This is a genomic window from Tamlana sp. 2_MG-2023, from assembly GCF_030548465.1.
Classification (GTDB): Bacteria; Bacteroidota; Bacteroidia; order Flavobacteriales; family Flavobacteriaceae; genus Pseudotamlana.
In genome coordinates this window covers 36,722-55,153 of the sequence record NZ_JAUOSF010000014.1, presented here as the reverse complement: position 1 = coordinate 55,153, position 18,432 = coordinate 36,722, and the positions used below count along the sequence as shown (strand labels likewise).

Sequence of the window (18,432 nt, the reverse complement as noted above, 5' to 3'; positions counted from 1 at the left end):
GAGAGGGTCCTGGGTTCGAGCCCCAGCCCGGTCACATTATACTAAAAAGCCTGTAACACAAGTTGCAGGCTTTTTTTATGGAATCAATTTGGAATTACATATATGACCAAATATTGCTTTCATTTCCTTAAATTTATCCCTTGAACCTATTCAGTCCTTGTTATATATTCTATAATTTAATTTATAGCTCATAACTTCACAAAATTATTATAGGTTAAGGTTCTAATATCTTGTTTTATTCACAAATAAATATAATTAATCAAAATCATAATTAATGAAGCGTATTTTATTACTCTTAGTTGCTTTTGTAGTCTGTTTAAATACAACTGCACAATCGTTAGATCTCAGTCAACCCTTATCTACAAACTCAAAAATTAAAAAAGGGGTATTGCCGAATGGTTTAACGTATTATATCTATAGTACAGATGTTACCAAAGAGGCTGCTAGCTACTATATTATTCAAAATGTAGGTTCTGTTTTAGAGAATGATGACCAACAAGGGTTGGCACATTTTTTAGAACACATGGCGTTTAATGGCACTAAAAATTTTGAAGGCAAAGGCATTTTAAACACGCTTCAAAAGCATGGTGCTGTATTTGGAAAGGATATCAATGCCTATACAAGTTTCGATGAAACGGTATATAATATGAATGATATTCCAGCTACCCCAGAATTAATTGATACCTGTCTGCTTATTTTACACGATTGGTCGAATGATTTATTATTAACAGATGAAGAGATTGACGCTGAACGTGGTGTTATAAAGGAAGAATGGAGAACAAGACAGAGTGGTAGGATGCGTGTTTTGAAACAATCACTTCCAGCTATGTTTAATAATACTATTTATTCTAAACGTATGCCTATTGGTACCATGTCTGTTGTAGAAAATTTTGAATATAAAGCGCTTCGTGATTTTTATCACGATTGGTACAGAACCGATTTGCAAGCCATTGCCGTTATTGGAGATGTCGATGTGAATATTGTAGAAAATAAAATCAAAAAGTTGTTTTCACCAATTCCAGCAGTAGAAAATCCTAAAGAGCGATTCTTAGTAAATATTCCAGATAATAATCAGATGTTGTATAGTCTGGCTATGGACGAGGAAGTGACCACGTCCCAGATTAGTTTTAGTATTCGTCATCCAAAATCATTAGCAAATGAAACTGTTGCAGATTTAAGACAATCATTAATTAATAGTATGATAACATCTATGTTATCATCTAGAATTAGTGAAATTTCAGAGAAACCTGACGCACCTTTCTTAGGAGCTGGAATTAGCTATGGCGATTTTACCAGAACAACTAACAGTTTAAGTTTAAGGATTTACCCAAAACCAAATGAGCAACATAAAGCTTTTAAAGCCGGATTAGAGGAATTAAACAGAGCGGTTAAATTTGGTTTTACTAAAGGTGAAATTGAGCGTACAGAAATTAAAATTAAAAACTTGTATGAAACACAAATAACTAAGGTAGATGATAAATCTCACAAAAGGATCGCTTCGGAGATTCAAAAGAATTATTTGGAGCATTCAGCACTTTCAGATGTTACTAAGGATTATGAATTAGTAAAAATCATTTTTGATAAATTAACCGCAGATGATATACACAATCGCTTAAAGGAGTTATATACTCAAAAGAATAGATCGCTTATTGTCACTGGTGTAAATGGAAATAATAATCTGACAGAATCTGAGGCACTAGATATTATCAGTACAGTTGAAAATGATGAGGATTTATTGGCGTATTCTGATGATTTCGGAGGTAAAGATTTAATGTCTGGTATCGAAATTATTCCTGGTGAGATTAGAACTGAAAGAGATAATAAAGCCATTGAAGCAACGACCTATAAGCTGAGCAATGGCGTTACCGTTCATTATAAATATGCTGATAAAAATAAAAATGATGTGCAATTAAGAGCTATAAGTTACGGTGGCACTTCATTATTAAATGATGAAGATTTACCATCCGCAGATCTGTTAGGAAATTTCATTGCTAGTTCTGGTCTAGGTAGTTATTCAGCAAGCGATTTAGCAAAAGTTTTAGCAGGTAAAACAGCAAAAACTCAAATAGCTGTCAATGGATTAACAGAAAGCATTACCGGATCGGCTGTAACGAAGGATGTTGAAACTTTATTGCAAATGATTTACTTACGTTTTGTTAAACCAAGGTTTGATGACGATGCTTATAAAGTTCTTATGGGTAACGTAGATAATTACATTATTAGAAGAAGTAATGATGTAAATCAAAAAATTAGTGATAGTGTCACGGTTGCTGTTTATGGAAAAAATAATCCAAAACGTGCCTTGTTTACAAAAGCGTATGCCAATAAAGTGACATTCGATAAAATGAAATCAATTTATTTAGATCGCTTTAAAAATATTGCTGATTTTGAATTTTTCATTGTTGGAGATATCGATCAAGAAACTTTAAAACCGTTATTAGAGAAATATATTGCAAGTATACCTACTACTGATGAAGAGGAAACTTGGAAAGATAATTCCGTAAACTGGGTTAGTAATATAATCGATAAGGACGTATACCTTAAAATGGAGGATCCAAAAAGTTCTGTACGTATAGCTTATAAGAATGATATGGATTATAGTTTAAAAAATGAATTGATAGGAACCACTGTTGGTGATATTTTACAATTAAGATTTACCGAAACTTTAAGAGAAGAAGAAGGGGGTACCTATGGAGCGAGTGCCTTAGCTAGTGTTGTAAAGCGTCCTTTAGAGCAAGCATTTATTAGTGTTAATTTCGACTGTAATCCGGATAAAGTTGAACAGCTAATAAGTATCGTACATGCTGAATTAAATAAAATGGCCAAAGGTGATATTAATCAGGTAGACTTAGATAAAACAACTACGAATTACTTAAAGGAGAGAAAACAACAACAAGATTATAACAGTTACGATATGACCTTGCTAACAAATTTTTATAGAGAAGGTTATAATATGAATAGTCCTGAAAACTTCGAGGAGATTATAAATGAAATTACGGTAAAGGATATAAAATCATTTGTAAAACGTGTGCTTAAAAAAGCGAAAACTTATGAAGTTGTCATTAAACCTAAAAACTAGATTTAGTGTATGAAAAGATTTGTTTTAATTTTAGCCTTACTACTTAGTACAATGGCTTTTTCTCAGATTCATAATCCTGTGAAATGGAATACAGCTGTTAAGAAGATTTCAGATACTGAGGCTTTATTAATAGCCACTGCAAAAATAGAAGCGGGCTGGCATTTATATTCGCAATCGGTTCCTGAAAATGGTCCAATTCCTACTAGCTTTACTTTTGAAGGCAACTCAAATTATTTAAAAAAAGGGAATACAAAAGAGGGTGATGGACATAAAGTAAACGATCCAGTTTTCGAAATGGTTATTAAGTTTTTTGATAAGGAAGCACAATTTAAACAACGTGTGAAGCTTAAAAACAAAGAAACGTTTAATATAAAAGCTGTTGTAGAATTCATGGTTTGTAACGACACACAGTGTTTAGCTCCAACAGAAATAGATCTTGTTTTTAAGATAAAATAAAAACATCAAAATAAAATTTATGTTATAAAATCTCAGGTTAGTAATTAATCTGAGATTTTTTTTATCCGATAGGATAAAGAATAAAAAAATATGCCTTTTTAAAATAACTTGTACTTCATTAAAAGTGCTTTTTTTCTTATATTCATCGATGCTAAACCAAATTTGATATTTCATTTTATTGATTAAGCTTATAGGCTTATCCTAAGATTTTTATACTGTAAAAAAGATATGAGTAAACTTAATATTTATGCTGCTGCCCTTGTACTGGCCTTGTTACTTTTAATTATTAGTTTAGGTCTTGTTTTTACTGGAAATATCGCAGATTCAGGGCCGCTATTGATCGCTTTTTTCTGTTTGTTAGCCTTTGGCTTTAAAGGTTATGAATCGTTAAATGGATTTGTTTTTACAGCAATCATTTTCGCAGGTGTAGTTTTAGCACTTTATTATCCGCAATATTTTGTGAGTATCGGAGATGTTAAATTGACTATCCTCATCACGCCTTTAATCCAACTTATTATGTTTGGTATGGGAACTTCGATGAGTGTCAAAGATTTTGGAGCGGTTATAAAATCGCCAAAAGGGGTTTTTGTTGGTGTTTCCGCACAGCTTGGTATCATGCCTATAATGGGATTTATCCTTGCTAAATTCAGTGGTTTTCCTCCTGAAATAGCTGCAGGAATTGTACTAATAGGATGTTCTCCTAGTGGGGTCGCTTCCAATGTGATGGCGTATTTAGCTAAAGCTAATTTAGCACTCTCAATAACGATTACTTCTATAGCCACTTTGATAGCACCATTTGTAACACCGCTTTTAATGAAAGTTTTTGCTGGCGAATTTATTGAAATTGATGTTTTAACTATGATGTGGAGTATCGTTAAGATGATTCTTTTACCAATCGGGGCTGGTTTGCTTGTGAATCACTTATTAAAGGAAAAAATGGATAGCTTTAGAAAGATACTACCTTTTATTTCTATGTTTGGAATTTGGGCTATCATTCTAGTTATTACAGCTGCTGGTCGTGATAATTTATTAGAAATGGGCGCCCTATTAATGGTTTTGGTCTTAATCCATAATCTTTTTGGTTATTTCTTAGGTTACTGGTATGCTAAGTTACTAAAGCTTAACGATCAGGATGCTAGAACGATTGCTTTAGAGGTTGGTATGCAAAATGGCGGTTTGGCTTCAGGAATTGCAAATTCTCTTGGTAAAATTGCAACCATGGGATTGGCGCCTGCGGTTTTCGGCCCATTAATGAATATTTCGGGGTCTATTTTAGCCTCATATTGGCACAAAAGACCTACTGATGATGCTGGAAATACTATTTCAGAAACTGAAAAGCGCTAAAGTACCATGTTTTCATAAGGAATAACCGTATGAAATCCTCTGGCCTTAAAATAATTTGTTGGATTGTTTTTAGAAGCCACTAACACAAAATCGCCACCCCAAGCACCTAAGCTTTTTATAGCACCTTCAAAGTCCTCAAAATATATAGCTTTGACAGTAGCCTGTTTCGTTATTTCTGAAATGTAATTTTCATGAAGTCTCATCAATTCTTGAAATTCTTCAAGTTGTGTTGCGCTGAGCATTTTTGAAGTGATGTCATTAATCGTTTCTACTGAAAACTGATAAGTTGATTTAGCTTCTTTGTAATGTTTTATGCCTTCTCGACTGTTTTGCTTTTTATTCAAATGAACAAAATAGAGTTCATCTTTAAAAGAAGGGTTAAAGCCAGCGGGTTTGATTGTTGGTATTTTGTTGTTTCGTTGATAGGTTATGGGTGTGTCATTTTCCGCGCAAGCGATATCATAACCACTGCCACCAAATGTTTTTTCTAAAAGTTGATAAGGATCGACATGGGCCCAATTCGCAATATTATTGATAAGTGAGGAAGATGTTCCCAGTCCCCAATTTCTTGGGAAATCTAATCTTGTTTCTATTTTAAAGCCTTCCGAAGTACTTAAAAACTGAGGATTTAACGTTTTTGTAGCTTCTAGTATTTGAACAATACGTTGCGAGATATCGTTTTGTTCTTCCGAAGAAAAATTTTCTAAATTGAAAGTACCTTCAAACCAAATCTGGTCTTCATGATCATAACTGATCCAAATAATTTCAGATTGAGCAATAGGTGTTACTGTTAATGATTGTCCGTACTTGGTAGGTACAGCAAGTGAAATGGCGCCATCGAGAACGACATATTCACCAGATATAAGTAGTTTTCCGTTGCTGTAAAAGGTTTTGCTTTTCACGGTTTAGTCTCTTAGTGCTTTTAATGCTTCAATGACGGCGTTATGAGTCACGGCATTGGTTTCAAAATGTTTTGTTATCGCTGTTTTTTCAGAAGCATTGGCTTCAAATTGATTTAAAATATTCATTAAATGCATTTTCATATGGCCTTGTTGAATTCCGGTTGTTGTCAATGAACGTAATGCGGCAAAATTTTGAGCCAATCCTGCTACGGCAACAATTTGCATCAATTCTTTTGCGGAAGGTTTATGCAGCATTTCTAAGGATAATTTTACTAAAGGATGCAATCCGGTTAAACCGCCAACGGTGCCTAATGCCAAAGGAATTTCCATCCAAAATTTAAAAATACCATTTTCTATTTCAGCATGCGATAGACTACTATAACGACCATTTCTAGAGGCATAGGCGTGTACGCCAGCTTCAACTGCTCTAAAATCGTTTCCTGTGGCCAAAACAACAGCATCGATTCCATTCATAACGCCTTTGTTATGGGTTACAGCACGGTAGGGTTCTATTTCAGCAATATGAACAGCCTGCATAAATTTACGCGCAAAGGCTTCACCTGAAATATTAGGATCTTCGCTTAAATTTTCAACAGGACAATTAACCTCCGCACGTACTAAACAATCTGGTACGTAGTTAGATAAAATACTCATAACGATTTCAATTTGCTTTTCTTCTTCAGAAAATAAATTAAAATTTAATGCTTCAGATTTAAAGGTTTTTGCAAATTGCTCTAAACACGAATTTATAAAGTTAGCACCCATGGCGTCTAGCGTTTCAAAAGAGACGTGAAGCTGAAAATAATTTTCCATTTCAGCCGTTTTATCGCGCAATTCAATATCTAAAATGCCACCACCACGTTTGGTCATGTTTTTCGTAATTGCTTCAGAATCTTGAATAAGTTTGGGCTTTATTAAAGTGAAAAATGATTTTAGTTTTTCAAATTCACCTTTGTACATAAAGTGTACTTGACCTATTTTTGTTGTAGAAATCACTGTGGTTTTAAATCCTCCACGATCCAACCAAAATTTAGCAGCTTTACTGGCTGCAGCGACTACCGAGCTTTCCTCAATAGCCATCGGGATGGTGTATAAGGTGTCGTTTATTAAGAAATTTGGAGCGACGCCAAGTGGTAAATAATAATTGGTTATGGTATTTTCTATAAACTCATCATGAAGTTGTTGTAGTTTATCGTTCGTGTTCCAATATTGTTTTAATATGGTTTTGGCATCTTCAGCATTTGAAAAATAAGTGTCAACAATCCAATCAATTTTTTTTGATTTAGAAAGTTTAGAAAAGCCAGAAATCGTTTTACTCATAACCGTTTTATTTGCTGTGCAAAGATAGTATTCTTGATAAGATTATGTGTAAAAGCCTTTTGATTAAAACCAGTTTGGCGCACCGTGAATATACTTTTAACAATATAGATTAAAGGAGGAAGGTGACAAATTATAACCAAATATGGGTAATCTTGTTTCAATCGTGTTATTTAAGTGTTAATAATGATTGTTTTTTCTATAATTTTTAGTAATCTTGAGTTCATTTTGAAGAAAAAATATTTTTTTATTGAAATGCCTACAATCGACTAATTTTTATCTTACAAATTATGGCTTTTTAGACGTTTCATGTGCTTCTTAAAATCAATTGAAAATACTACATGAATTACCTGAAATTATCACTTTGTGTTTGTTTATTTATAACTTCTTTTCTTTCAGCACAAAACAAAGACATTACTCTTGAAGACATTTGGAAAAACGGCAGTTTTAGAACTGAATACATGGATGTTTTGCATTCTATGTCAAACGGACAGCAATATTCTGTATTAAATTTCGATCGCGCTACACGAAGTACTTCTGTAGATATTTACGATTATAAAACTTTAGAAAAGGTAAAAACCTTAGTGAGTTCTTCAGATTTAGAGGAATTGGCTTATTTCACAAATTATACCTTTAGCGCTGATGAGCAAAAAGTGCTTTTGGCTAGTAATGAACAGCCTATTTATAGACGCTCGTCTGTTGGGCATTATTATGTGTATGATATTCAATCTGAAACCTTATCTCTTATTTCAGAAGATGGTATTCAAGAACCAACCTTTTCGCCAGATGGTCAAAAAGTAGCCTTTGCAAAGAACAACAATTTATATGTGAAGGATTTGGTTTCAGATGAAACGAGGCAAATAACCTTTGATGGTGAAAAAAATAAAATTATAAACGGTATTACCGATTGGGTTTACGAAGAAGAATTTGCTTTTGTTCGAGCTTTCGACTGGAATGCTGCTAGTAATAAAATCGCTTTTATTAGGTTTAATGAATCTGAAGTTCCTGAATTTTCAATGGACGTTTACGGAACAGATCTTTACCAAACACAGCAGGTTTTTAAATATCCAAAAGCAGGGGAGGCAAATTCAAAAGTGTCACTGCATTTATATGATTTGCAAGCCGGAAAACTTTCAGACTTACCAGTAACTAAAAAATATGAAGATTTTTATATTCCAAGAATAAAATGGACAAATGATGCGGATGTATTAAGTGCTCAGTTCTTAAATAGACATCAAAATGAGTTGGATTTATGGGCGATTAATACGAAAAAGAATTCAGCAGATTTAATTTTAGCTGAAACTGATAAAGCCTATGTAGATGTTACCGATAACTTAACATTCTTAGAAGACAATAGTTTTATTTGGACTAGTGAAAAGGACGGTTTCAATCACATTTATCATTACGATAGAAAAGGTGAACTCATTAATCAAGTCACTAAGGGCAACTGGGAAGTGACCGATTACTATGGATACAACGAAGACAAAGATGTGATTTATTACCAATCTGTTGAAAATGGTTCGATTAATCGAGATGTTTATGCTATCAAACTTAACGGACGAAGTAAAAAGCGTTTATCATCAAAAGAAGGTACTAATGAAGCCGCTTTTAGTGCTGATTTTTCATACTTCATTAATACGTTCTCAAACGCTTCAACACCTCCAGAATTTACATTAAACAATTCAAAATCTGGTGAGGTTATTAAAAACATTAAGGATAATGCGGCTTTATCTCAAAGTATTTCGGCTTATAACCTTTCAGAAAAAGAGTTTAGTACGCTGGCAGTAAATGGTAACGATTTGAACATGTGGATGATCAAACCAGCCAATTTCGACGCAAGCAAGAAATATCCATTATTTATGACGCAATATTCGGGGCCAGGATCTCAGGAAGTTGCTAATTCATGGCATTCTGCAAATGATTATTGGTATCAATACTTAGCACAAAAAGGTATTGTTGTGGTCTGTGTAGATGGCCGTGGAACGGGTTTTAAAGGTGCTGAATTCAAGAAGGTAACCCAAAAGGAATTAGGGAAATACGAAGTAGAAGATCAAATACAAGCAGCAAAAACATTAGCTGAATTGTCGTATATTGATGAGACTAGAATTGGTATTTGGGGATGGAGCTTTGGTGGCTTTATGAGTAGCAACTGTTTGTTTAAAGGTAATGATGTGTTTACAATGGCTGTGGCAGTTGCTCCTGTTACAAGTTGGCGTTTTTATGATTCGATTTATACCGAACGTTACATGACAACACCTCAGGAAAATGCTAGTGGCTACGATGAAAATTCACCAATTAATCATGTAGATAAATTAAAAGGAGATTTTCTTTTAATCCATGGTTCGGCCGATGATAATGTACATGTTCAAAACACTATGCGCTTGGTAGAAGCATTAATTCAAGCCGATAAGCAGTTTGATTGGGCTATTTATCCAGATAAAAACCATGGAATTTATGGCGGAAATACAAGATTACACTTATTTAAAAAAATGTCGGATTTTGTATTTGAAAAATTAATAGAGTAACTTTAATAAATAACCACTAAAAATAATAACCAACTCAAAAATTCATTATGGCAGATACGGTAGTAAAACCACATCAAAAAGAATTGTTTGGCCAACCTATTGGCTTGTATATTTTATTTTTAACCGAAATGTGGGAACGTTTTTCGTATTATGGAATGCGGGCCATTTTGGTTTTATACATGACAGCTTCGACTTTAGGGGATGATACTAGAGGAGTTGGTTTAGGTTGGACCAGTAAAGAAGCGCTAGCTTTATATGGCTGGTACACGATGTTAGTTTATATTATTGCAATCCCTGGAGGTATGATTGCCGATAAGTTAATCGGTCAGAAAAAAGCCGTACTCTACGGCGCTATTATCCTCTGTTTAGGGCACGGTGTTCTAGTGCTTACCGATATTTGGGCTTTTTATACAGGTTTAGGTTTGGTCATTGTTGGTGTTGGATTGTTGAAACCAAACATTTCGACTATGGTTGGAGGTTTATACCAACAGGGCGATATTCGTCGCGATAAAGGCTTTAGTATTTTCTATATCGGTATAAATTTAGGTTCACTTTTAGCGACCTTAATTGTTGGTTTTGTAGTTGCTAATTATGGTTGGCACGCCGGATTTGGATTGGCTGGAGTAGTTATGGTTTTAGGCCTAATTAACTATATCGGTGGTCAAAAATACTTAGCACAAGTAGGTAATCACACTGAAGCGACCAATGCAGATGATGAAGTGTCTTACGGTAAGTTATATGGCAAATTATTACAATCTCCAAAACAACTATTTATTACAGCAATCTTAGTAACAGCTTCATTTGTTGGTTGGTATTTTATGGATTGGGGTTATGGTTTATTATTCCTATTCTTAGCGGCTATTGCTGCACTTTTAATGATGATTTATAGAGAGCTAGAAACACAAGTTTTTAAAGATCGCTTTATTGTATTATTACTTTCATTTATTATGGTAATTATCTTCTGGGGTGCTTTTGAACAGGCTGGAGGATTAATGAACATTTACACAGATACGAAAACAGATCGCATGTTATTCGGGTGGCAAGTGCCAACCATTATGTTTCAAAGTTTAAATGCAGGCTTCATAATCATTTTTGCAACTTTAGTAGCAAGCCTTTGGGCAAAACGAAAGTTAAAAGGCAAAGAGGCCTCTTCTTTATTTAAAATGGCTACGGGTATCATCATCATGGGCTTCGGATTTCTATTTATGGTATTTGCGGTGATGGAATTTGAAAAATCGGGATCTTCAAGCATGCTTTGGTTAGTTCTTGCATATCTTTTTCATACCATTGGTGAATTATGTTTATCGCCAGTGGCATTATCCTTTATAACAAAATTAGCCCCTGCAAAATATGCATCCTTAATGATGGGGGTTTATTTCGCGTCTTCAGGTTTAGGAAATAAAGTCGCTGGAATTCTAGGAGAATCAGCTTCAGATTTTGGTGAATTTGCCATCTTTTCAGGCATCTTTATATTTACAGTCATCATAGGTGGTCTATTTATTTTAATACTGAAACCATTAAAAAGATTAACTCATGGTGCTGAAGATAATGAACATGTAATTGAAGCAGAAGAAATCGAAATCGCAGAAAACTAAAACACATATTTAATGGAAATGACTAAAGTAAGATTTGAAGGTTCCGACATGAACCGTAAACTTTTAATGGGGCACCCATCTGGTTTATTTGTTTTATTTTTTACCGAAATGTGGGAGCGCTTTTCTTATTACGGTATGCGTGCTATTTTAGTGCTATTTTTAACATCTTCTATTATTGATGGTGGTTGGGCTTGGTCTAGGGAAGAAGCTCTAGGGCTTTATGGAACTTATACCATGTTGGTTTATTTTTCTCCAATTTTAGGAGGTTTTTTAGCCGATAAGTTTCTAGGATATAGAAAAGCTGTTGCTATAGGCGCATTTATTATGACTTCAGGTCATGCAGCCATGGCCTTAGATACACCATGGAGTTTATATTTAGGAATAGGATTATTAGTAGCAGGTAACGGATTATTTAAACCGAATATTACTTCTATTATTAATGGGGTTTATAAAAATGCACAGGATAAAAAGGATGGTGCTTTTACCATATTTTATATGGGTGTAAATGCCGGAGCTTTCTTAGGTATTTTACTTTGCGGTTATATAGGTGAAATGGTGGGATGGCATTACGGATTTGGTTTAGCAGGAATCTTTATGTTTTTTGGTATGCTACAATTTTGGTTTTCTCAAAAGATTTTTGGTCGAATTGGATTGTCGCCATCAGATTCATTAGAATATGATGATGCCATCGAAACAAAAAGCGAAGATCCGGTTATAGAGGAAGAAGTAGTACCTGCCAATGTACAACGTGATCGTTATATTGTGGTTGGAGTTTTGGCCTTTTTTACTATTTTCTTTTGGGCAGCCTTTGAACAAGCTGGTGGCTCCATGACCATTTTTGCGGCAGATTACACCGATCGTGTTTTAGAAGGTAATGCCGCCAATATTTTTAGAGTGGCGAACACACTGCTTACTGTGGTGCCGCTTTTAATAATTACCTATGTGTTGTGGCAATTATTTAGAATTACTTTCAGTAAATATGCGTTATCAAATATTTTCTTAGGAACTAGTTTTGTAATTATTTGGGGCATTGTAATTTGGATGCTTAAAAATCAATTTTCAGAAGTTGAAACTGAAGTACCAGCGTCTTGGTTCTCTATTTTAAATTCATTTTATATTATCGCTTTTGCACCGCTAATCTCAAAAATTTGGGAAAGTAAATACAATCCACCAGCAACGGTTAAATTCGGTATAGGTTTAGTATTACTCGGATTAGGTTTTGGTATTTTAGCTTATGGTTCTGCAGGGATTCCGCAAGGGGCGCAAACCGCTTCAGTAAGTATTATATGGTTGATTTTGGCCTATTTATTACATACTCTAGGAGAACTTTCATTGTCTCCGGTAGGCTTATCTTATGTGAGTAAATTGGTGCCAGCAGCAAAAATAGGTATGATGTTTGGTCTTTGGTATATTGCCATTGGACTTGGAAATAAGGCAGCCGGAACTATGGGAGGTATGATTGATAAAATTACCGCTCAATACGATTTAACAACGTTTTTCCTGATTTTTACTATTGTTCCTGTTGTGGCGGGATTAATTGTAATGGGACTAACACCAGTGATGAAAAAATTAATGCATGGTGTAAAATAAGCACCGTAAAACATAAATTTTATAAAGGATGCTCCAAAATAGGAGCATTTTTTGTAAGTTCGGAACTCGTTTTACAACAAATAAGATTATGAAAAAGATTGTATTATTTACTTTAGTTATTGGTTTAATTAGTTTTAAGGCTGTTGCTCAAGAAGTCAATTGGATAAGTCTTAGTGAAGCACTAGAGCTTCAAAAAAAGACACCAAAAAAAATTATGATGGACGTTTATACCAACTGGTGTGGACCTTGTAAGATGTTAGATAAAAACACCTTTCAAAATAGTGATGTGGCGGCCTATGTTAATGAAAATTATTATGCTGTAAAATTTAATGCGGAAGGGAATGCGAAAGTAGATTATAAAGGGAAGACTTTTTCTAACCCAAAGTATGATCCGAAATTGGCGAGTAGAAGGAATTCAGCTCATGAATTAACCCGTTATTTACAAGTTAGCGCTTACCCAACTGTGGTGTTTTTTGATGAAAAATCAGATGTGATTGCCCCTATACGTGGTTACCAGACACCAGAACAATTGGAGTTGTATTTAAAAATGTTTTACAAAGACGATCACAAAAACATTACCACGCAAGAACAGTTTGCGGAGTACTATAAAACCTTTAAATCAGAATTTAAAAGTTAACTAAGAAGATTTAATATTTTATTATAAAAGCTCCCTTTTTAGCAGTTTGGTGAAAAGGGAGCTTTCTTTTTTTACAAATACGTTCCCAGCGATTCACATAAGATTTATAATTACTCCCATCAGCGATAATGTGTTTAGGTTTTAAAGAATCAATTAATCTATCTAAATTAATTCGTGGCGATTGTCTAAGTAATATATAATCGGGATGTAATGTTTTTACATTGTAAAGACCTAAGCTATCAATGATAAATAAGGTTTTATTTTTGAGTTGATAAGCATTTCTAAAGCTATCCTTGCCAATAGACTTTATCCCGCTACCTATCATGTAATTGCTAATAATATGATCCTTCAATGCTGTAATGCTATCTAAATCATGTGCAAAGTACGCTTTGTTGTTTGATGAATTTCCTAACAAACTGTGCCTGCTTTTATGAAAGATGATAAATTCATGGGAAGGAAGCTGTAGTTTGTTGTAAATCCATGAAGATTGAAGGAGTAAAACGGTTGCCAGAAGGAACACTAAATATTTCTTGTTTCTTTTAAGAGAAAATCTGAAGCATGCTATGATTGTCAAATATGTAAGGAAAACATAGATTAAACTGAATGAGATTTCTTTAAAAATGAAAGCTTCCTGATTCGAAATCCAATGCATTAAAGTATTCATTAAGCTGATTATGTTTCCGAATATATCGGCAATAAAAACAGGGAGCAAGTTAAGGGAGGCTAAAAGAATGACTATAATTCCGAAGCCTAAAATAACGCCTAAAAATGGAATGATTATCAAGTTTGAAATAAAGAACAACCCAGGGAATTGATGAAAATAGTATAAGCTTAAAGGGATTATTCCTATTTGAGCGGCTACGGTTACTGTAAAGGTGTGCCAGTAAAGATTTAGAATGTAATTTTTTGGTTGCCATAGTTTATACAAATGAGGATCGATGGTTACAATGGAAAAAACGGCGAGATAACTCAACTGAAAACCAACATCAAATATAAATAGCGGTTTAAAAAGTAATATGACAAACATGCTTATTGCTAAAGTGTTGAATATGTTTGTGGGACGTTTAAGGTTTAAAGCTATCGTAATAATACTAAACATAGTTACTGCTCGAGTCACCGAAGCCGATAATCCTGCTATCACAGCAAAGCTCCATAAAAGACAAACTAGCAATATTGTTTTTATGATTTTACCGTATTTAAAACGTTCTAGTGGTATTAAAACAAAATTTAAAAGCATTAAAAGAATTCCTATATGCAAACCCGAAATAGCTAGAATATGAATAGCTCCTGCATTCGTGTAATCACTATAAATTTCTTTGCTAATATCTTGACGCTGCCCCAATAAAAGTGCGTTGATAATAGCGCCTTGGTTCTGGTTAAAATGATATGATTTGAGGCTATTGTTTATATGTCTTCTAATGTTGTCTGCAAGTCCAAAAATGGTATGTTCTTCAGAATTAATCCTTAAGAGTTCTCTAGAATTAAGTTGTAGCTGATGATAGATGTATTGCTTTTCTAAGTAGTTTTTGTAATTAAATTGATGTGGGTTTAGGGATTTGTTTAAATCTTTAAACAAGGTTCTAGTTATAAATGTTTCATCAATCAGTAGAGTGGAGGCTACACTGTCTTTTTCTATATTTAGTAATGATTTTCCGCTAACTTTAATGTTGTTAATGGCAAGGATATCAATGATATATTTATCATGGTAAGTTCCAGGTTTTAGTACTTCTTTTATTCTGAAAGTAATGGTTTTTAAAGTATCGCTGTTTGTGGAAACTTGATATGAATAATGATTCTGGAAATTTTTCTGATTATGAAATTGTACTGTTAAAGCCCCAATACTAATCATTGTAATAGAGGCTGAAAGTCCAAACCATATGTTTTTTTGAAACTGATGTCTCGCAAACAGATAGGAAATAAAAACTAGGAAAAGTGAAACTAGTGTAAAACCTAATATGAATAAAACAGATGTTGGATAATAGTAACCAATGAGGATGCCAAAAACTAGGCAAACGGTTAATTTAATAATCGTAAAATTAAGTAGCTTCATTGCTACGAAATATACAAAATATCCTACAAAACACGTCTAGCTTCTTCGAAAGCGTTTAACCAGTATTTTTCGTTTAAATGAGAAACAATAACGCCTTTACTACTTGTGGCGTGTATAAACTCAATATCATTATTTCTTATGGCTGTAATAAGACCTACATGGTTTATAGAATTTCTTCGGCCACCCGTTTTAAAGAACAACAAATCACCCGTGTTTACTTTTTTTAATGAAATTTTCGTGCCTTTTTTTGCCATGTCCCTAGATATTCTAGGTAATAAGATGTCATGGTTTCTAAAAGATTCAAATACTAAACCTGAGCAATCCATTCCAGATTTTGTGGTGCCTCCCCATTTGTAACGCGTTCCTTCAAACTCTAAAGCATAATCAATAATGTAATCTGCTTGCGATTTTGAAGATTCTTTTTTTCTCGAAGATTTCTCTTCTCTGGGTATAATTTCGTAATCAGCAGGGACGTTAGGGTGATCTTTTATGTTAGTATGTTGTGCTGTAACAGTATTGTTTTTTTTAGCTCGTTTTGATGATTTACAATTGCTAAAACAAATAATACAAAGAATAAGGATGAGATTTTTTTTCATATAAAAATTAGGCTTTAATACCGTCGTAAATTAATTGTGCTGTTTTTTGGCTTGCTCCTTTTCCGCCTAAAGCGCGTTCTAATTCATAATAATCTAAAAATTGCTTCTCACGAAAATTGTCATCTAAAATTTTATTAAGTTCTTCACTAAGCCTTTTTTTATTGAAATCATTTTGAATCAACTCGGTTACCACTTCGCGATCCATGATCAGATTCACTAAAGAAATAAATTTTAAAGTGATAATACGTTTAGCAATTTGGTAAGAAATGTTGCTCGCTCTATAGCACACAACTTGCGGTACTTTAAATAATGCGGTTTCCAATGTTGCTGTACCCGAAGTAACGAGTGCTGCATAGGAAATGCTTAATAAATCATAGGTTTTGTTTGCTATGAACTTAACGTTCTCCGACTTTATAAATGTTTTGTAAAATTCATGTTCTTGACTAGGTGCGCCGGCAATTACAAATTGATAATCAGAATAATTATCAACGAGACTCAACATGACATCAAGCATTTTTGTGATTTCTTGCTTTCTACTTCCTGGTAACAGGGCAATAATAGGTTTGTCGCTAAGGCTGTGTGTTTTTCTAAAATCAAATTCATTTATTTGATCTCTGTTGGCTATAGCATCAATTAGCGGATGTCCAACAAAGTCCACATCATAATCGTACTTTTTGTAAAAACTTTTTACAAAAGGTAGAATAACGAACATCTTATCAATATCACGTTTTATAGCGGGAACTCTGCTTGCTCTTGAAGCCCAAACTTGTGGAGAAATATAGTAATTTGTTCTAAAACCATTTTCTTTAGCCCATTTGGCTATACGTAAATTAAACCCTGAATTATCAATAAAAACAATAACATCTGGTTTGAAAGTTTCAATGTCGCTTTTACAAAAGGAAATTAATTTGAAGATTTTGTTAAGGTTCATAATAACCTCAGAAAACCCCATGAAAGCACGTTCCTTGTAGTGTTTTACTAAATCTCCTCCAGCTTCTTGCATAAGATCTCCGCCCCAACATCTTATGTCGGCGTGTACATCTGTGTGATGTAACGCCTTAATAAGGTTAGATCCGTGTAAGTCGCCCGACGCTTCTCCAGCTATGATATAATATTTCATAATATTAACATGGTTTTAGTCAAAAAACAGATCGAGATTATTCGTTTAAAACAGTTTAAAGATAAACGTGAAAACAGCTATAAAAACCGTTATTAATAAAACACCTCTAGCCTTGTAATCTTGTCGTTTTCTTATAAAAACAAAAAAGGCAATAAGGTTTAAAATGGCCCCTAAACTAATAAGTTTTCCAAGAAAACCTTCTTCAGCAGCTGCTTTAATTACGGTTATAAAGTCGTCACCTTGCCCTAATAATGTTGCTGTCAAATATAACCCAATGCTATTAGCAATAAGGCCAATTAGCATTCCGATAAAAACATCTTTTTTAATCATTTAAATTCCATGTGTTTAAGTCTTTAATAAAATGATGAGCTGTTAAATCAAATTGTGTAGGAACAATAGAAACATATCCGTTCTCAAGAGCCCACTCATCGGTATCTTCTCCGCCATCTAAATTAACAAATTTACCGGTAAGCCAATAATAATCTTTGCCTTGAGGTGTTTGGCGTTTGTCAAATTTTTCCACCCAATTTGCTTTTGCTTGTCTACAAATTTTAATGCCTTTAATGTCCTTTTTAGGGATATTAGGCAGGTTGACATTAAGAACAACCCCGTTAGGAATACCATGCTTTAAAACATTTTCTGTAATGGTTTTTACGTAGGTTTCGCAGGCTTCAAAATTAGCATTCCAGCTGTAGTCTAAAAGAGAAAAGCCTATGGCAGGAATGCCTTCAACTCCGGCTTCAATGGCTGCACTCATGGTTCCTGAATAAATCACATTTATTGAGGAGTTAGAGCCGTGATTAATGCCTGAAACACAAAGGTCTGGCTTGCGGTCTAAAATTTCACGAATGGCAATTTTTACACAGTCTGCCGGTGTACCTGAACAGCTATATTCTTTCTGTGGACCATCGTTGATGAAAACTTCTTCCGCATAAAGCGTTGAATTTAACGTAATCGCATGTCCCATACCGCTTTGAGCACTATCCGGAGCCACAACTACTACATCTCCAATGGTGTTCATGACGGAAATTAAAGTTCTAATTCCCGGAGCACTAATACCATCGTCGTTGGTGATTAAAATAAGTGGTTTTTTTGTCATTTTTACCTTTTAAATAGCGGGGCTAAAATACGTAATTTCGACTGTTTAGCCTTAATTTCTTTGGTTTAACAAAAAATTAGTTGCTTGGCATGGTTTTTTCTTTATTTTAGTGAAAAAATAAG

13 protein-coding genes and 1 pseudogene are annotated in these 18,432 nt (G+C 34.0%); 7 read left to right on the top strand and 7 right to left on the bottom strand.

The window, feature by feature from the left end:
- Nucleotides 1–274: 274 nt before the first annotated feature.
- The 3 genes from Q4566_RS15540 (at nucleotide 275) to Q4566_RS15530 (ending at nucleotide 4,879) form a co-directional block, all read left to right on the top strand.
- Complete coding sequence (locus Q4566_RS15540) at nucleotides 275–3,079, top strand: pitrilysin family protein (RefSeq protein ID WP_303423206.1); 2,805 nt, start codon at nucleotides 275–277, stop codon at nucleotides 3,077–3,079.
- Between the two features lie 9 nt (nucleotides 3,080–3,088).
- Complete coding sequence (locus Q4566_RS15535; protein ID WP_303423204.1) at nucleotides 3,089–3,535, top strand: protein-disulfide reductase DsbD domain-containing protein; 447 nt, start codon at nucleotides 3,089–3,091, stop codon at nucleotides 3,533–3,535.
- A 228-nt stretch (nucleotides 3,536–3,763) separates the two neighbouring features.
- The gene (locus tag Q4566_RS15530) at nucleotides 3,764–4,879 is read left to right on the top strand and encodes a bile acid:sodium symporter family protein (protein ID WP_303423202.1); all 1,116 of its coding nucleotides are present in this window, start codon (nucleotides 3,764–3,766) and stop codon (nucleotides 4,877–4,879) included.
- On the opposite strand, the gene Q4566_RS15525 is transcribed toward Q4566_RS15530, so the two are convergent.
- Both Q4566_RS15525 and Q4566_RS15520 read right to left on the bottom strand, forming a co-directional pair.
- On the bottom strand, nucleotides 4,876–5,781 hold the full coding sequence (locus Q4566_RS15525) for a GYDIA family GHMP kinase (protein WP_303423200.1): 906 nt from the start codon (nucleotides 5,779–5,781) through the stop codon (nucleotides 4,876–4,878). The two genes, Q4566_RS15530 and Q4566_RS15525, sit on opposite strands and share 4 nt — an antisense overlap.
- Nucleotides 5,782–5,784: 3 nt before the next feature.
- Nucleotides 5,785–7,116: pseudogene (locus Q4566_RS15520) on the bottom strand (hydroxymethylglutaryl-CoA reductase, degradative); the annotation flags it as partial.
- A gap of 323 nt (nucleotides 7,117–7,439) precedes the next feature.
- On the opposite strand from Q4566_RS15520, the gene Q4566_RS15515 reads away from it, so the two are divergent.
- From Q4566_RS15515 to Q4566_RS15500, 4 genes are all read left to right on the top strand, one after another.
- Nucleotides 7,440–9,623 (top strand): S9 family peptidase, encoded by a 2,184-nt coding sequence (locus tag Q4566_RS15515; protein ID WP_303423198.1) that lies wholly within the window; start codon nucleotides 7,440–7,442, stop codon nucleotides 9,621–9,623.
- 47 nt (nucleotides 9,624–9,670) lie between these two features.
- Nucleotides 9,671–11,218 carry a peptide MFS transporter gene (locus Q4566_RS15510; RefSeq protein ID WP_303423196.1) on the top strand — a complete coding sequence of 516 codons (1,548 nt, stop codon included), beginning with the start codon at nucleotides 9,671–9,673 and terminating at the stop codon, nucleotides 11,216–11,218.
- A 12-nt stretch (nucleotides 11,219–11,230) separates the two neighbouring features.
- A complete protein-coding gene (locus Q4566_RS15505) occupies nucleotides 11,231–12,808 on the top strand; it encodes a peptide MFS transporter (protein WP_303423194.1) in 1,578 nt (525 codons plus the stop codon).
- Between the two features lie 88 nt (nucleotides 12,809–12,896).
- Complete coding sequence (locus Q4566_RS15500; protein WP_303423192.1) at nucleotides 12,897–13,445, top strand: thioredoxin fold domain-containing protein; 549 nt, start codon at nucleotides 12,897–12,899, stop codon at nucleotides 13,443–13,445.
- Nucleotides 13,446–13,455: 10 nt separating this feature from the next.
- On the opposite strand, the gene Q4566_RS15495 is transcribed toward Q4566_RS15500, so the two are convergent.
- The 5 genes from Q4566_RS15495 to surE are packed head-to-tail and all read right to left on the bottom strand — an operon-like array spanning nucleotide 13,456 to nucleotide 18,310.
- Nucleotides 13,456–15,495 carry a ComEC/Rec2 family competence protein gene (locus tag Q4566_RS15495; RefSeq protein ID WP_303423190.1) on the bottom strand — a complete coding sequence of 680 codons (2,040 nt, stop codon included), beginning with the start codon at nucleotides 15,493–15,495 and terminating at the stop codon, nucleotides 13,456–13,458.
- A gap of 23 nt (nucleotides 15,496–15,518) precedes the next feature.
- Nucleotides 15,519–16,091 (bottom strand): C40 family peptidase, encoded by a 573-nt coding sequence (locus Q4566_RS15490; protein ID WP_303423188.1) that lies wholly within the window; start codon nucleotides 16,089–16,091, stop codon nucleotides 15,519–15,521.
- Between the two features lie 7 nt (nucleotides 16,092–16,098).
- Nucleotides 16,099–17,211 (bottom strand): lipid-A-disaccharide synthase, encoded by a 1,113-nt coding sequence (gene lpxB / locus Q4566_RS15485; RefSeq protein WP_303423186.1) that lies wholly within the window; start codon nucleotides 17,209–17,211, stop codon nucleotides 16,099–16,101.
- A 45-nt stretch (nucleotides 17,212–17,256) separates the two neighbouring features.
- Nucleotides 17,257–17,541: a hypothetical protein gene (locus tag Q4566_RS15480; protein WP_303423184.1), complete on the bottom strand. Its 285-nt coding sequence runs from the start codon at nucleotides 17,539–17,541 to the stop codon at nucleotides 17,257–17,259.
- On the bottom strand, nucleotides 17,534–18,310 hold the full coding sequence (surE, locus tag Q4566_RS15475) for a 5'/3'-nucleotidase SurE (RefSeq protein ID WP_303423182.1): 777 nt from the start codon (nucleotides 18,308–18,310) through the stop codon (nucleotides 17,534–17,536). Before surE ends, Q4566_RS15480 begins: the two co-directional genes overlap by 8 nt.
- Between the last annotated feature and the right edge of the window lie 122 nt (nucleotides 18,311–18,432).

What these genes read in the sequence shown, in the direction of transcription:
- Q4566_RS15540 (WP_303423206.1), top strand. Translation starts at nt 275, where the DNA reads ATGAAGCGTATTTTATTACTCTTAGTTGCTTTTGTAGTCTGTTTAAAT.
- Q4566_RS15535 (WP_303423204.1), top strand. Translation starts at nt 3,089, where the DNA reads ATGAAAAGATTTGTTTTAATTTTAGCCTTACTACTTAGTACAATGGCT.
- Q4566_RS15530 (WP_303423202.1), top strand. Translation starts at nt 3,764, where the DNA reads ATGAGTAAACTTAATATTTATGCTGCTGCCCTTGTACTGGCCTTGTTA.
- Q4566_RS15515 (WP_303423198.1), top strand. Translation starts at nt 7,440, where the DNA reads ATGAATTACCTGAAATTATCACTTTGTGTTTGTTTATTTATAACTTCT.
- Q4566_RS15510 (WP_303423196.1), top strand. Translation starts at nt 9,671, where the DNA reads ATGGCAGATACGGTAGTAAAACCACATCAAAAAGAATTGTTTGGCCAA.
- Q4566_RS15505 (WP_303423194.1), top strand. Translation starts at nt 11,231, where the DNA reads ATGGAAATGACTAAAGTAAGATTTGAAGGTTCCGACATGAACCGTAAA.
- Q4566_RS15500 (WP_303423192.1), top strand. Translation starts at nt 12,897, where the DNA reads ATGAAAAAGATTGTATTATTTACTTTAGTTATTGGTTTAATTAGTTTT.
- Q4566_RS15495 (WP_303423190.1), bottom strand. Translation starts at nt 15,495, where the DNA reads ATGAAGCTACTTAATTTTACGATTATTAAATTAACCGTTTGCCTAGTT.
- Q4566_RS15490 (WP_303423188.1), bottom strand. Translation starts at nt 16,091, where the DNA reads ATGAAAAAAAATCTCATCCTTATTCTTTGTATTATTTGTTTTAGCAAT.
- lpxB (WP_303423186.1), bottom strand. Translation starts at nt 17,211, where the DNA reads ATGAAATATTATATCATAGCTGGAGAAGCGTCGGGCGACTTACACGGA.
- Q4566_RS15480 (WP_303423184.1), bottom strand. Translation starts at nt 17,541, where the DNA reads ATGATTAAAAAAGATGTTTTTATCGGAATGCTAATTGGCCTTATTGCT.
- surE (WP_303423182.1), bottom strand. Translation starts at nt 18,310, where the DNA reads ATGACAAAAAAACCACTTATTTTAATCACCAACGACGATGGTATTAGT.